The 14436-nt window shown below is 64.2% G+C and carries 13 protein-coding genes and 1 tRNA gene; 8 read left to right on the top strand and 6 right to left on the bottom strand.

Annotated elements, in window-relative coordinates:
* Positions 1 to 49 precede the first annotated feature (49 nt).
* Complete coding sequence (locus E4631_RS09160; protein ID WP_133656140.1) at positions 50 to 952, top strand: LD-carboxypeptidase; 903 nt, start codon at positions 50 to 52, stop codon at positions 950 to 952.
* Positions 953 to 965: 13 nt separating this feature from the next.
* Here the strand turns inward: E4631_RS09160 and E4631_RS09155 are convergent, their stop codons facing one another.
* The gene (locus tag E4631_RS09155) at positions 966 to 1409 is read right to left on the bottom strand and encodes a hypothetical protein (RefSeq protein ID WP_133656141.1); all 444 of its coding nucleotides are present in this window, start codon (positions 1407 to 1409) and stop codon (positions 966 to 968) included.
* A gap of 132 nt (positions 1410 to 1541) precedes the next feature.
* Between E4631_RS09155 and E4631_RS09150 the strand changes: the two genes are divergently transcribed.
* Positions 1542 to 1614, top strand: a tRNA-Thr gene (locus tag E4631_RS09150).
* Positions 1615 to 1793: 179 nt separating this feature from the next.
* Here E4631_RS09150 and E4631_RS09145 read toward each other — a convergent pair.
* The 4 genes from E4631_RS09145 to E4631_RS09130 form a co-directional block, all read right to left on the bottom strand.
* Positions 1794 to 1988 carry a hypothetical protein gene (locus tag E4631_RS09145; protein ID WP_133656142.1) on the bottom strand — a complete coding sequence of 65 codons (195 nt, stop codon included), beginning with the start codon at positions 1986 to 1988 and terminating at the stop codon, positions 1794 to 1796.
* Between the two features lie 62 nt (positions 1989 to 2050).
* A complete protein-coding gene (locus tag E4631_RS09140; protein WP_133656143.1) occupies positions 2051 to 3742 on the bottom strand; it encodes a DUF5723 family protein in 1692 nt (563 codons plus the stop codon).
* 254 nt (positions 3743 to 3996) lie between these two features.
* Positions 3997 to 4659 carry a response regulator transcription factor gene (locus E4631_RS09135; RefSeq protein ID WP_166647961.1) on the bottom strand — a complete coding sequence of 221 codons (663 nt, stop codon included), beginning with the start codon at positions 4657 to 4659 and terminating at the stop codon, positions 3997 to 3999.
* A 160-nt stretch (positions 4660 to 4819) separates the two neighbouring features.
* A complete protein-coding gene (locus E4631_RS09130) occupies positions 4820 to 6766 on the bottom strand; it encodes a 7TM diverse intracellular signaling domain-containing protein (protein WP_133656145.1) in 1947 nt (648 codons plus the stop codon).
* Positions 6767 to 7005: 239 nt separating this feature from the next.
* On the opposite strand from E4631_RS09130, the gene E4631_RS09125 reads away from it, so the two are divergent.
* From E4631_RS09125 to E4631_RS09100, 6 genes are all read left to right on the top strand, one after another.
* Entirely contained in the window at positions 7006 to 7926 is a 921-nt protein-coding gene (locus E4631_RS09125; protein WP_133656146.1) for a cation diffusion facilitator family transporter, read from the top strand.
* 60 nt (positions 7927 to 7986) lie between these two features.
* A complete protein-coding gene (locus tag E4631_RS09120) occupies positions 7987 to 9189 on the top strand; it encodes an amine oxidase (protein ID WP_133656147.1) in 1203 nt (400 codons plus the stop codon).
* 110 nt (positions 9190 to 9299) lie between these two features.
* Positions 9300 to 9686 (top strand): hypothetical protein, encoded by a 387-nt coding sequence (locus E4631_RS09115; RefSeq protein ID WP_133656148.1) that lies wholly within the window; start codon positions 9300 to 9302, stop codon positions 9684 to 9686.
* Positions 9687 to 9906: 220 nt separating this feature from the next.
* Positions 9907 to 10398 (top strand): methylated-DNA--[protein]-cysteine S-methyltransferase, encoded by a 492-nt coding sequence (locus E4631_RS26760; protein ID WP_133656149.1) that lies wholly within the window; start codon positions 9907 to 9909, stop codon positions 10396 to 10398.
* 186 nt (positions 10399 to 10584) lie between these two features.
* Positions 10585 to 12714, top strand: coding sequence for a prolyl oligopeptidase family protein (locus tag E4631_RS09105; RefSeq protein WP_133656150.1), 2130 nt, complete (start codon positions 10585 to 10587; stop codon positions 12712 to 12714).
* 89 nt (positions 12715 to 12803) lie between these two features.
* Positions 12804 to 13466 carry a DUF6624 domain-containing protein gene (locus E4631_RS09100; protein WP_135318600.1) on the top strand — a complete coding sequence of 221 codons (663 nt, stop codon included), beginning with the start codon at positions 12804 to 12806 and terminating at the stop codon, positions 13464 to 13466.
* 39 nt (positions 13467 to 13505) lie between these two features.
* On the opposite strand, the gene E4631_RS09095 is transcribed toward E4631_RS09100, so the two are convergent.
* Entirely contained in the window at positions 13506 to 14384 is an 879-nt protein-coding gene (locus E4631_RS09095) for an alpha/beta hydrolase (protein WP_133656152.1), read from the bottom strand.
* Positions 14385 to 14436 lie beyond the last annotated feature (52 nt).

Genomic DNA, 14436 nt, shown 5'->3' with positions numbered 1-14436 from the left:
GTTTCTTTGTGAAAAATCGACCAATCACGGCCGCTGGCCGGCCTACCGTATGGCTACCCTTGCTCCTCCTTTTCTCCGGCCCGGCCAGCGCGTGGCGCTGGTAGCCCCAGCCCGCAAAATCAGCGCCGCCGAAGTGGAGCTGGCCGTGGCCACGCTGCGCGGCTGGGGCCTCGACGTGGTGCTGGGCGAAAGCATCGACGCGGCGCACCACCAGTTTGCCGGTACCGATGAGCTGCGGCGGCGCGACTTTCAGCGCCAGCTCGACGACCCGACCATTCGGGCCATTTTGTGCGCGCGGGGCGGCTACGGCACCGCCCGCCTGGTCGATGCGCTCGACTTTCGTCACTTTGCCGAGCATCCCAAGTGGGTGGCCGGCTTTTCGGATATCACCGTGCTCAACAGCCACTTGCTGCGCCTGGGCTACCAAAGCATTCATGGCGTGATGCCGGTGCTATACGGGCAGGCCGGCGGCGAGGCAGCCGTAGAAAGCCTACGCCGGGCGCTGTTTGGCCAGTCGCTGGACTGCCAGGCGGCGCCCTACCCCCTCAACCGGCCCGGCACGGCCACCGGCGAGCTGGTGGGCGGCAACCTGAGCCTGCTGCACACCAGCACCGGCACCGCCTCGCAGGCCAGCTTCGCGGGCCGCATCCTGTTTCTAGAAGACCTCGACGAATACCTCTACCACCTCGACCGGATGCTGCTGCACCTGCACCGCAGCGAGCAGCTAACCGGGCTGGCCGGGCTGGTAGTGGGTCATTTTTCGGATATGAAAGACAACGCCGTGCCCTTCGGCCAAACGGCCTACGAGGTAATCGACCACTACGCTCAGCGCTACAGCTTTCCGGTGGGCTACGGCTTTCCGGTGGGCCACGAGGCTGATAACCAGGCGCTGGTAGTAGGCCGCGTGGCTACGCTCATCGTGGAGGCGGGGGGTAGCCGGCTCAGCCAGTAGCGGGCGGCACGGGCTATTTGCGGCGCTGGCGCAGGGCCTGGGCCACCAGGCCGGCTACCAGGCCACCCACGGTGTACCAGGCCACTGTCATGGCCTGCGTTTGGGGCGTGCGGTTGCTGGGCGCGGTGCCCAGGCCCATGGAGCCGGGCAGCACTACCCCCCCTACTCCAGCCAGCGCGCCCAGCACGGCGCCCCGGCCCAGGCTATGCTTGCCACTACCTACCAGCGTGTAATACAAGCCATTGCTAAGCACATCGCCGAGCATAGTAGCCGAATAGAGGGTGCCGTGGTCGGGCTGGGGCAGGTCTTCGAGCCGCAGGATTTTGCGCAGGCCGCGCTCGCCAAGCACGTCCATACGGGGCGCATCCTGGGGGCGCAGGCGGCGAACCGTTTCGTGCAGCGTGGTGAGGACAACGGCCCCGGCAAAGCCAGCGGCGAGGGAAGGAAGAAGTTTCATGGGTGCTTGAATAAGAGCAGCGGTTATCCGCTCTCAGACGCAGTTGGCCCGGTGGGGTTGCGCAAAATGTTGCGCGAAGTGGCGCGGCATAGTATATTTGCAGCCCCAACGACACCAGGCGTTGGGAAGAATGCCGATTTAGCTCAGCTGGTAGAGCAGCTCATTCGTAATGAGCAGGTCGTTGGTTCGAGTCCAATAATCGGCTCATACTTCCCTAACCGGAGCACCCGGAAAACCGCTTCTCACGTCGTGAAAGCAGTTTTCCGGGTTTTTTGCGTCTGGGGGAATCGGTGGCTACCAGTGTGCAACCGAAGAATGCGCGCAAACGCAGCACTATGGCCGGCGCAGAAGCAACGCCTGGCATACCAAGGCCAGCTGTAAATACTACTGCTGGGCAGCGACCAGCATGCGGCCGCTCTGGTGGTTACTCAGGGCGTTGCCGTCCTCTGAGGGGGGTAGGCCGGCGTAGCTAGCCGGCACCGTGGGCTGGGCCGCACTTTCACGGCTGGTGGTTTGGGTCGAAAAGCGCAGGATGACTAGCAGCAGACCCAGAAAAACGAGGGTTAGAAATTTGTTCATAACAAAAGACGGAAAGAGTGTGAGTAGCGGAAAGGCAGCGTAGTAGTAGTAGTAGTAGTCAGCTAATTGGGGTTGGATGCGGGGGTAGGCGGCGCGGCGGCGGGCGCTGCCGGCGCGGGCGGCGTTTCGCTGGGCGCTGGCGCGGCTTCGGGCAGCGGCGGGGGGGTAGGCGGCCCAGCCTCGGCCGGCGCGCTGGGCGGCGGGGGCACGGGGCAGCCGTAGGTGGCCCAGGTACCTTTTTCCTTGGGGCACTTGTCGTAGCGGTTGCTCACGCCATCGCCGTCTTTATCGGGGCGGCGGTGGCGGCGCAGGGCCAGCGCCAGCCCAAAATACACATCGGCCCCGGTGGCCGACGACAAGCCCAGCAGGCCGCCCAAGTTATCGGAGCCCAGCACCAGCGGGCCCAGCCGCACCATGGCGCCCACTTGCAGCTGCCGGTAGCCATTGGCCCACACCAGCGGCAGGGCCAGCTCGGCCCGGCTGAATTCGAGGCGCGGCGTGAGGGCCAGCAGGCTGGGCGTGTGGCTGCCCAGGGTGCGCGTCGGTAGCAGGCTCTGCGTCCAGAGCAGGCTGGCGTAGAGGTGGCCGGCCACTTGGTAGTCGGCGGTGAGGCGCAGGGCTGCTGGCAGGTAGGTCGTGAACTCGCGGCTCGTGCTGCTGAGGCCCACCAGGCGCTGGGCCGTATTCTCCACCGACTGCAAGGTGTTGAAGGTGAGCGTATCGAGCTGACTTAGGCGCACCGTGGCCGTATTGGCCAGCTGGCCCTGGCGCACGCGCTGGCTGTTGTTGTAGGCCAGGGCCCCGAGGTCGGTGAGGGCCAGGCCCAGGCGCAGGCGGTACTTGTTCTGGCTGTCGTCGGGGCGGTCCTGCCCGTCCATGCGGTAGTTGTAGCGCTGGTAGTTGGGCCGCCACTCGTAGGTCAGGCCCAGGTCGGCGCCGTAGCCGCGGCCCAGCTGCTGCCCGCCGTAGAGCGAGCCCAGCGTGAAGTCATTTTGCCCATACAGCCGGAAGTCGGTGAGGCCGTAGCTAAGCTGGCGGCTTTGCAGCTCAATACTGTTATCATTCAGCACCTTAAACTGTGTGCCGTCGTTGCGCACGTAGCCGCCGCCCAGCCCCACCAGGTATTTCAGCGTGAGGCCGCCCTTGAAGAAGTGGGTAGTATTGGGGGTGAACGTGCGGGCATAGGTGAGGGCAAACTCATGGTAGGCGCTGGTTTCCAGGTTGAAGCTGTTGTCGGTGAGCAGCTGGTTGGCCAGGCCCAGCTGGTCGGCCTCGCCCAGGCCGTAGCGCGCCAGCCGGGCCAGGTTGTAGCTCACGCCGCTGGCCTGCACAAAGCCCCGCACCCGGCTGCTAAAGGCCACGGCCGAGCGCGGCCCCAGCGCCAGCATCAGGGAGGGTAGGCGCACCTCGGCGGTAGCGCTGGCGTGCTGCGGGCCGCCGCTGCCCTCCTGCTCCGTAAGATACTCTTTCTGAAAAGAGAAACCCGCCTCCCAAGGCTTCTGGGGCAGGTTTAGCTGCAGGTAAGTATTGTAGAAACTGGCGCCGGCGCCGCCCAGGTTCAGGTAGGCGCTTAGGCGCGAGTCGGCCAAGGCGCTGGGGTTGAGGTAGGCGCTGTTGGTGCCGCCGTAGTTGCTCTGGGCCAGGCCCAGCCAACCCTGCGCCGCCGCTGGCTGCACGGCGCCCAGCACAAGCCAAAGGCCGGGTAGCAGGCACGCCGCTACCCAGCCCCGGCAAGGGGTACTGCTTGTTTTCATAGTTCAGGAAAGAGAGCGTAGGTGGGGGCTGGCTAGGTGATAGCCTGACCTCCACTACAAAGCTCTCTCACTTCTCAACTAGTTACAATACCCAGTTTTAGGTAATTTCATTCTTGCTATTATCCCATATAAAAGAGAGGAATCAAGCGGCTGGCCCACCTGTTTGTTAGAGTACAGGAAGTCGGTAGGCTCGTCACAGCGTTCTTTTTGCGCAGGCTATTTCGCGAAGAAACAGAACTTGCGGCTGCCCGTACTCACAGCCCGTGCTCGTGGGCAAAGCGCACTAGCTCGGCTAGGCCGTGCACGCCCAGCTTCTGCATCAGGTTGCGGCGGTGGGTGCTCACCGTGAACTCGGCCAAGGACAGCCGGGCGGCGATGGCGCGGGTCGAGAGGCCTTCGCGCACCAGGCCAATTATTTCGCGCTCGCGGGCCGAAAGCTGGCGCAGGCGCAGCAGCGCCTCGGCATCTATCTGCCCCGGCTCGGCGGGCGGGCCAGATACCGGCGCGTGCACCCGCACCCGCGCCGGAAACACCAGCTGCCCCGTATGCACGGCCCGAATGGCGGCCAGCAGCGCCCCCGCCTCGGCCGACTTATCCAGAAAGCCCTGCGCGCCCGCCGCCGCCACCTGCGCCACCAGCATGGGCGAGGTAGCGCTGCTAAACACCAGCACCCGCAGCCCCGGCCACTGGCGGCGCAGCTGCGGCAGCAGGCTCAGGCCGTCGTGGGGTGGGGGCAGGTGCAGGTCGAGCAGCAGCAGGTTGGCGGGGGGGGTAGGGCTGGCCTCCAGGTGCCCCAGCAGCGCCTCGCCATTGGCAAACTGCCCGCACACCTCCAGGTCGGGCTCCTGGCTGAAAAGCGCGGCCAGCCCCCGCGTAAGGGCCGGGTGGTCATCGACGAGTAGTAGGCGGCACGGCATAAGTAATGAGCAGTGAGCAGTGAGCAGTGAGCAGTGAGCAGTGAGCAGTGAGCAGTGAGCAGTGAGCAGTGAGCAGTGAGCAGTGAGCAGTGAGCAAGTTGTCATTGCGAGCGCAGCGCGGCAATGACAACTTGCTCCTTACGCAGTGAAAAAACCTGTTTCAAACTGGCAACTCGACCGTGATGCTGGTGCCCTGGCCGGGCTGGCTGCGCACCTGCACCTGGCCGCGCAGGTAGCCCGTGCGGGCCTGCACCCCGCGCAGCCCCAGCCCGCCGCGGGGGGGTAGGGGCGCCAGCGGGTCGAAGCCCCGGCCATCGTCTTCCACCGTGAGGCGCAGGGTGGTGGGTAGGCGGCGCACGGCCACCTGCACGTGGCGGGCCTGGGCGTGGCGCAGGGCATTGTGCAGCAGCTCGGCCACAATGCGGTAGGCGGCCTGCTGCACGGGCAGGGGTAGGGCGGCGGCGGCGGCATCGCAGTGGCTGGTCACGAGCGGGCCCTCGTCGGGCAGGCTCAGGGTTTCGGCCAGCAGCGTTACGGCGTCGGGCAGGGGTAGGGGCGCGCCGGGGGGGGTAGGCAGCAGCGCGTGGCTGAGGGTGCGCACGTCGTAGCGCAGCTGGCGCAGCAGGGCCGCGCTGTGGGCGTGAGCCTCGGCGAGGGCGGGCGGGCCGTGGGCCAGTGCTTCACGCACGGCCCGGCCCTGCCAGGCCAGGTGCAGGGCCGTGAGGCCGGGGGCCAGCGCGTCGTGCAGCTCGCGGGCCAGGGCCTCGCGCTCCTCATCCTGGGCCCCGATGAGGTGCTGGCCGGCGGTGGCCCGCTCGTGCAGGCGGCGCAGGCGCTGGTCGGCATTCTGGCGCTGCGCCTGCCGGAAGCGGGCCGTGAGCAGCACACTCAGCAGCACCAGCTCCAGGGCCAGGCCCCAGGCCAGGGCGTTGGGGTTCATGAGGTGAATGTTGACCATGCCCGAGCGATTGAGCAGAAAATTGAGGCTGCCCAGAAAAAAGCATGCGTAGGGGAAGCCGTAGTAGGCTGCCAGCCGCCGCTGCACCCGGCGGCCCCGCCAGCCCACGGCCAGCAGCAGCAGGCCGCCGCCCACCAGCACCAGCCACAGTATGACTTCACGGCTGCCGTTGAGGGCTGGTAGCAAGCCGCCGCCGGCCCGCCGGGCGCGCTCGGCCAGCAGCCCGTAGGTCAGCGCGGCCAGGGCAGCCAGGCCACTCAGGCCCCAGCTGAGGCGGTGCAGGCGCGGCCAGCCCTGGCACAGGCGCATAAACCGGCTCAGCACCCGCAGCTGGCAGGCCAGCGCCAGCAGCAGCAGGCTATATTGCCCCAGCCGCCAGCCCAGCGTATAGAGCGGCTGCGGCAGCAGCCAGGCATCGAGGCCGTCCTCCATCAACAAAAACCAGGTACCGAACAGGATATACGCCCCGTACCACAGGTGCAGGCGGTCGCGCAGAAACGCGAACAGCACCAGGTTGAGCAGGCCGCTACCCAGGTACAGGCCCAGCAGCCAGGTCCATCTTTTAGTAAAGAAAAACGCCTGCTCGTAGGCCAGAAAGTCTTCGACCGTGGTGAGGTCGGTGGGCAGGTAGGTGGCACCGGTGTGGTTTTCGACGGCCAGGTACACCACGGCCTGGGCGTGGGCCTCCAGCCAGAACGGCAGGCAGCTGGCCCGCGCCGGAAAGCCCCGCGCCGCCGCCACCACCCGGCCGCTGGTGCCCACCTCGAAGCGCGCCGGCCCCCGCCCGCCGGGCTGCACAAACAGCGCCGCGCTGTCTACAAACGCATACAGGCTCCACACGAAGCGCGTGCGCTGGGGCAGCGTGTTCACCACCGTGGCGCGCAGCCACAGCCGGTCGCGGGTGAAGCCCGCCTGAAACACCCGCCCCGGCGGCATCGGCCGGAAGCGCCCAGCCGCCCACAGCGCCGCCGCCCGGCCGCCGCGCAAGGGCTGCGCGCCGGGGTCAAAGCAGTAGGCGAAGTAGGGACTCCAGGGGCCGTCGTTGCTGGCTTGCAGCCGCAGCGTGTCGGGCGGGGGGGTAGGCGGCCGGGCCCGCGCGGCCCCCAGTGGCAGCAGCCAGAGCCAACCAAAAAGCAGGAGGTAGCGCATGGGGCAGGGCGTGAGGTGAGGCCAACGGCTGGGCTATTCGTCTTTAAAAACAACCCGCTAATCCTCAAATTCTTACCATGCGCCAGGATTAGCTTGTTGCGCAGCGCTTCAGCAAAAGTCCATCCGGGCAGGTCCGCCAGGCAATACCTAATTCTAGGTAGATTTTGGGTGCCCCTACCCCACCCGCTGGCAGCGCTTAGCCAACCCCACCCGGCCGGGCGCGTAAACCCTAGCTTCCTATGTCAGCATCCTCTTCCAAACTCGCGCTCTACGGTGGCATGGCGGCCAACGTGGCCATTGCCATCAGCAAATTCGTGGCGGCTTATTTTACCGGCTCGTCGGCCATGCTCTCCGAGGGCATTCACTCGCTGGTCGATACCGGCAACGGGGGGCTGCTGCTCTACGGCATGCACCGCAGCCAGCGCCCCGCCGACGACCAGCACCCCTTTGGCCACGGCAAAGAGCTGTATTTCTGGGCCTTGATTGTGGCCGTGCTGGTGTTTGCCATCGGCGGCGGCATGTCCTTTTACGAGGGCATCAAGCACATGCAGCATCCCGAGCCGCTCACCGACCCACTCTGGAACTACGTGGTGCTGGGGCTGTCCATCGTGTTTGAGGGGGCCTCGGCCTGGGTGGCCGTGAAGGCGCTGCTAGAGCGGCAGATGCCGGGCCACAGCTTCTGGCGCACGCTACGCACCAGCCGCGACCCGGCCATCTTCGCCTCCGTGTTTGAGAACGGGGCCGCCGTGGCGGGCCTGTTTATCGCGCTGATAGGTGTTTTTCTGGGTCATTGGCTCGCCAATCCGTACCTCGATGGGGCGGCGTCCATTCTCATTGGGCTGCTACTAACGGCGGTGGCCATTCTCCTCGTCATGCGCACCAAGGCGCTGATAGTGGGCGAAGGCGTGAGCGATATCACCCTTAAAGAGCTGAAGCACGCCGCCCGCCTCACGCCGGGCGTGGTACAGGTGCGCCAGCCGCTGACCATGTACCTTGGCCCCGACGACGTTATCCTGGCCCTCGATGTAGACTTTGAAGACCACCTCACGGCCACCGAGGTCGAGCAGGCCGTGGTGGCCGTGCAGGATGCCGTGCGCGCCAGCCACCCCGAGTTTAAGCGCATTTTTATCGAGGCCAAGTCTTTGACCGGCAGGGTATAAGCTTTCTGGCTTCTGGTTTGAGCGACAACTGGAAACCAGGAACTCTAAAGTATGAAAACTATGAAAAACACACTAACTGAAACGCCGTTCGACTCCTTTTGGTGGGGCGGCTACGAATGCACCGACCAGCTCAATGCCTTTGGCAACCGGGTCGATTTCCTACCCCTCACCGGCCACCTGCAGCTGCTCGATGCCGACTACCGCGACCTGGGGCAGTTCAACGTGAAGACCGTGCGCGAAGGCATTCGGTGGGCCATGATTGAGAAAACGCCCTACCACTACGATTTCAGCACCGTGAAAACGATGCTCAAAGCCGGCGAGCGCCACGGCATTCAGCAGGTGTGGGACTTGTGCCACTTTGGCTACCCCGACGACCTCACGCCGCTGCACCCCATGTTTGCCCGGCGCTTTGCCGCGCTCTGCCGCGCCTTTGTGGATTTTTACCGTTCCGAGCGGCCCGAGGGCACACTTATCGTCACGCCCATTAACGAGGTCAGCTTTATGTCGTGGCTCGGCGGCGACGCCCGCGGCACCTCGCCCTACTGCGTGGGCCAGGGCTGGGAAGTGAAATTGGGGCTGATGCGCGCCTACATCGAGGGCAGCTGGGCCCTGCGCGAGGCCGACCCCAGCATCCGCTTTCTCAGCACCGAGCCGCTCATCAACATCGTAGCGCCACCCAACCCCTGGGAAAGCCACCGGCGCGAAGCGCGCCGGGCGCACATCAATCAGTTTCAGGCCACCGACATTCTTGCGGGCCGGATGTGCCCCGAGCTGGGCGGCCACGAAAGCCTGCTCGACATTGTGGGCTTCAACTACTACTACGACAACCAGTGGCAGCTGCACCCCCACCGCCACCTGGGCTGGAACGACCCGGTGCTGGACCCCCGCTGGGTACCCCTGAGCGAGCTGCTGGCCCAGGCGCACAAGCGCTACAAACGCCCCTTCGTAGTTACCGAAACCAGCCACCCCGGCGTAGACCGCCCTCTGTGGTGGGACATGATTGGCCGCGAGTGCGCTCAGGCGCTGCGCGCCGGCCTGCCGCTGCTGGGCGTGTGCCTCTACCCCATCATCGACCGCCCCGACTGGGACCACCTCGACCAGTGGCACCGCTCGGGCCTCTGGGATGCCGAGCTTATCCCCGACGGCCCGCCCCGCCGCCACCTGCACCACGCCAGCGCCGAGGCCCTGCTGCGTGCGCAGGCCCTAGTGCAGGCAGCGCAGCCCCCAGCCCGGCCGCGCCAGCAGCCACTACTGGCTTATTAAAGTAGTTTCCTATGCCTGAGGCTGGCTACTGGCATTTGCTTGCGAGAGCCAGCGGCAGTTGCACGGCTGGGAGCTACTGCCAGAATAGCGCCGAGTAGTTACTTTCACGCATGCTTTCTACTTATGTTGTTTCCTGCTTAAGAGTCCTTGCTCACCTGCTTGCCGCGGCTACCCCGGCTGCTTCCGGCTTAGCCAGCACCCAGCACCCGGCCCAACAGCGGCCGATTAAGGCGCGCATTCAGCTGGGCCGGTGCGACCAGCAGGTGGTTTACAACCTGCCCGCCCAGCGCTTCGACAAGACGGCTTATGCCATCGCTCATGCCACGGGCTGCTACATCCGCAACCCCGACCGGTCGCTGATGAACGTGCCCGTGCAGGCGGTGCGCGGACGGCTCACGCGGCGGCAGGCGCTGCGGGTGGCCTTGCGCGGCACTGCTCTGCGCATCGTGCGCGAAACGCCCGACTTGATGGAGGTCGCGCGCATCCCGGTCCGCTAGCGCACCCGCTGGCCTGGCCCGCCCCGCCACCCCGGGCCAGCACCAAAGCGCGTGTGCAAGTAGCTCTACCCCAGGCCGGGCCGCAGGCCCAGCGCCAGGTTTTTTTGATGGGGTAGGGCAATAATCGAAAAAAAAGAGCGTCAGAATGTGCCCCGCGCAGCCTGACGCTCTTTTTTTTCTGCCCTTCTTACCTTGCGGGTCGTCGCCCTACCCCTGCCCTATGCTAGCAACTGCCCATCTCTACTCACCCATTGGCATGCTGGCCCTGCACGGCTCCGATGCCGGGCTGCACGCCGTGCAGTTCATCGACCACGAGGCGCCTACCCCCACCGCGCCGGCCGACCTGGCCGAGTGCCTCCAAGAGCCTTACCGCCAACTCAAAGCCTACTTTAACCGCGAGCTGCGCGACTTCGACCTGGCCTGCGCGCCCCTCACGGGCACCGCGTTTCAGCGGCAGGTGTGGGCGGCGCTGGCGGGCATTGGGCACGGCCGCACGGCCTCGTACCTCGACGTGGCCCAGCTCCTCAACAACCCGAAATCGGTGCGGGCCGTGGGCGCCGCCAATGGCCAGAACCCGCTGACTATTGTGTGGCCCTGCCACCGCGTGGTGGGTGCCGACGGCTCGCTCACGGGCTACGCGGGTGGGCTGCTGCGCAAGCGCTGGCTGCTGGCCTTTGAGCAACCCGAGCAGCAGGGCGCCCTCTTTGGGTAGCGGTAAGCAGGCTTTCAATAATAAGAGAACGTCAGGCTGAGCTTGTCGAAGCATCTCTACCGCGCCGCTGGGATTTGTAATCCAACGCAGCGGCAGAGATGCTTCGACAAGTTCAGCCTGACGTTCTTTTTTGTTTCCTATCACGGACAACGTGCTTACTTTGCGAACCTTATCCTTCCTTTTCTCATGAAAAATCTACCTATACTCCTAGCTGCACTGCTGGCGGCGGGCCCAGCGATGGCGCAGACAGTGGCCGCCATCAAGCCCCTACCCTACCCCCAGACGCGGAAGGTGGACACTACCACCAACTACTTTGGCACCAAGGTGGCTGACCCCTACCGCTGGCTCGAAAACGACCAGGCCGCCGATACCAAGGACTGGGTGCAGGCCGAAAACAAGGTAACGCAGGACTACCTGGGCAAGATTCCGTACCGCGAGGCCATCCGCGAGCGCCTCACCAAGCTCTGGAACTACGAGAAATACACCGCCCCGCAGAAGGAGGGCAAGTACACGTATTTCTCCAAAAATACCGGCCTGCAAAGCCAGTACGTGATGTACCGGCAGCTGGGCACGGCCGCGCCGGAAGTGTTTCTGGACCCCAATACTTTCTCGAAGGACGGCACGACTTCGCTGGCGGGCATCGATTTTACCCACGACGGCAGCCTGGCGGCCTACCAGATTTCGGAGGGCGGCTCGGACTGGCGCAAGGTGATTGTGCTGAAAACGGCCGATAAGTCCATCGTGGGCGACACGCTCAAGGATGTAAAGTTTTCGGGCCTGGCCTGGAAGGGCAACGCGGGCTTCTACTACAGCAGCTACGACAAGCCCAAGGCCGGCAGCCAGCTGGCGGGTAAAACCCAGATTCACAAGCTCTACTACCACAAGCTGGGCACGCCGCAAAGCACCGATAAGCTCATCTTTGGCGGCGAGAAGCAGCCCTATCGCTACGTGCGCGCTTACCTGACGGAGGACGAGCGATTTCTGGTCGTTTCGGCGGCCAATACTACCACCGGCAACGAGCTTTACCTGCAAGACCTGAGCAAGCCCGGCAGCGCCATCGTGAACGTGGTGCCCGACGATAAAAGCATCAACCAGGTGGTGGACAACGTGGGTAGCAAGCTTTACCTGCAAACCAACTACAAGGCCCCCAACTACCGGCTCGTGACCGTGGACGCTACCGCGCCCAAACAAGCTAATTGGAAGGACCTCATCCCGGAAACCAAGAACGTGCTGGATATCAGCACGGTGGGCGGCAAGATTTTCGCCACCTACCTCAAAGACGCCACCTCCTTGGTGGAAGAATATGACCTGATGGGCAAGAAGCTGCGCACCATTCAGCTGCCGGGGGTAGGCGCGGCCAGCGGCTTTGGCGGCAAAAAGCTCGACAAGGAGACGTACTACACGTTCACCTCCTACACCTACCCGCCCACCATTTTCAAGTACGACCTGGCCAGCAGCACCTCCACGGTGTACAAGAAGGCCGGCGTACAGTTCGACCCCAGCAAGTACGAGTCGAAGCAAGTATTTTACACCTCCAAGGACGGCACGCGCATCCCGATGCTCATCACCTACAAGAAGGGTATGGTGCTGAACGGCAAGAACCCTACCCTGCTCTACGCCTACGGTGGCTTCAACGCCAGCATGACGCCGGGCTTCAGCACCAGCAACATCATTTTGCTGGAGAATGGCGGCATTTACGCCGTGCCCAACCTGCGCGGCGGCGGCGAGTACGGCGAAAGCTGGCACAATGCCGGCATCAAGCTCAAGAAGCAAAACGTGTTCGACGATTTCATCGCCGCCGCCGAGTACCTCAAGAGCAATAAGTACACCGACACCAACCACCTTGCCATTTCGGGCGCCTCCAACGGCGGCCTGCTCATCGGGGCTACCATGAGCCAGCGGCCCGACCTCTGCCAGGTGGCCTTCCCGGCCGTGGGCGTGATGGACATGCTGCGCTACAACCAGTTTACGGCCGGTGCGGGCTGGGCCTACGACTACGGCACCGCCCAGGACTCGCCCGAGATGTTTCAGTACCTCTACAAGTACTCGCCCTACCACGCCCTGAAGCCGGCCGCCTACCCCGCCACGCTCATCACCACCGCCGACCACGACGACCGCGTGGTGCCGGCGCACTCCTTCAAGTTTGCTTCGCGCCTGCAGGAAGACCAGCAGGGCCCGGCCCCGGTGCTCATCCGCATCGAAACCAAGGCCGGCCACGGCGCGGGCCGCAGCACCGCCCAGGTCATTGCCGAGCAGACCGATAAGTGGGCCTTCATGTTCGCGAACATGGGCGTGACGTACCCAATGGCCCAGTAAGCCAGTCTTTTACATGAAGCAACGGGTGCCGGACTGCCAACAGGCGGTTCGGCACCTTTTTTATAGGCATGCTTATCTATATTGCGCGCATGAAGCACTTCATTTGTATAGCGGCAATCAGCTCGTTAGCCCTACCAGCGGCGGCTCAAACGAAACTCAACTTTCGACTTAAGCACGAGCTTGACAGCCTTTACGAAGTAGACCAGCGCTACAGGGCTATGCTTTTTGATCCACGGATTAATCGCAACCCTGATTCCTTGGCAACCGCGCTGGGCGTTCCAAAATCGGAGCTTAATGCCGCCATCATGCGCCAGATGCAGCGTACTGACTTAATCAATCTGGCACGCGTGGAAGTCATCTTGCAGCGGTATGGCTACCCTGGCAAGTCGCTAGTGGGCGAGCCGACCAACCAAGCTGCGTGGAGCGTTATTCAGCACGCCCCTAGAGTTATCTCCCACTACTTGCCGCTAATGCAGCGGGCCGCAGAGAAGGGCGAGCTGCCGTTTACTCGCTACGCCACCATGCTGGACCGCCAGCTGCGGACCGAGGGCAAAGAACAGCTTTACGGCACGCAGGCCGTCAATTTCAACAATCAGCCCCCCTTTATCTGGCCCATTCAGAACCCCACGCAGGTAAATCAGCGCCGCAAGCAGGCCGGATTTAGTACAACGGTCGAGGAAAATGCCGTCTTGTTGGGTGTTACCTACCAACTACTGACCTTGGAGGAAGTAGCAAAAATGAATAAGCAGTAATGGCCAGCTCCACCTGTTAGCAAGGCCCAGGATTCTGCCTCACTCAGCCAGCCGGTGCAGCTCCTTGTACAGCATGTTACTACTCCAAAAAAGCTGCAACACCATCGGAATGTGCTTCTTGCCGGGCTCTACCACGTACTTCGGCTCCTGACCCAGCTGCTTCATGCGCTGCCGAAATTTCTCGCTGCTGCTCTTGATGCTGGGGTAAGTGTCGCCGCCGATGTAGAGGCTAAACGGCGGCGCGCCGGCGCGCATGTGGTACAGGGCCGAGGCCTGCCGCCACACCGCCGGGTCTTTGCTGAAGGGCACGAGATACTGCGCGTCGTTGGGATATTCCATCTTGGTGAGGTAGTCGAGCATGTCGAGGCCGGCGGGGTCGTCGAGCAGCACGGCGTGGGGTAGGGCGTGGCGGGCCAGCAGCGTATCGGAGCCGGTGGCCAGCAGCGCGGCCAGCCCGCCGCCCGCCGAGTGGCCCATGAGCACAATACGCGCCGGGTCGCCGCCGTAGTCCTTGATGTGCGCCACCGTCCAGGCCAGGGCGCGGGCGCAGTCGCCGGCCTGCTGAGGCACCAGCACCTGCGGCGCCAGTCGGTAGCTAATCACTACCCCCACAAAACCCTGCTTAGCCAAGCGGCGCCCGATGGTTTTGTACAGAATGTCGTCTTTGCTACCGCTGTTCCAGTTGCCACCGTGGATGAATAGCACCACCGGGCGCGGCGCGGCCTCCTTTTTGGGCTGATAGATGTCGAGCAGGTGGCGCTTGGCGTCAAAATCGGGGGCGGAAGCGGTCACGTAGGGCACGTCGGCAATGCGGTGGCTGGCGCGGGCCATAGCCCATTCATTGGCCAGCAGCACGACAATGGCGGCCAGCAAAAGGCCCAGCGGGGGTAGAGCCAGCCGGCGAAAAGTATACTTCATAAGGAGGAGGTAAGCAGCCCCGCGCCTACGCTGGCGCGGGCCGTGGGGTTGA

Origin of the sequence: Hymenobacter sp. UV11 (assembly GCF_004684095.1) — a bacterium.
GTDB lineage: Bacteria > Bacteroidota > Bacteroidia > Cytophagales > Hymenobacteraceae > Hymenobacter.
Note: the sequence above shows the minus strand (reverse complement) of the source record. Positions and strands in the feature narration are given on the sequence as shown.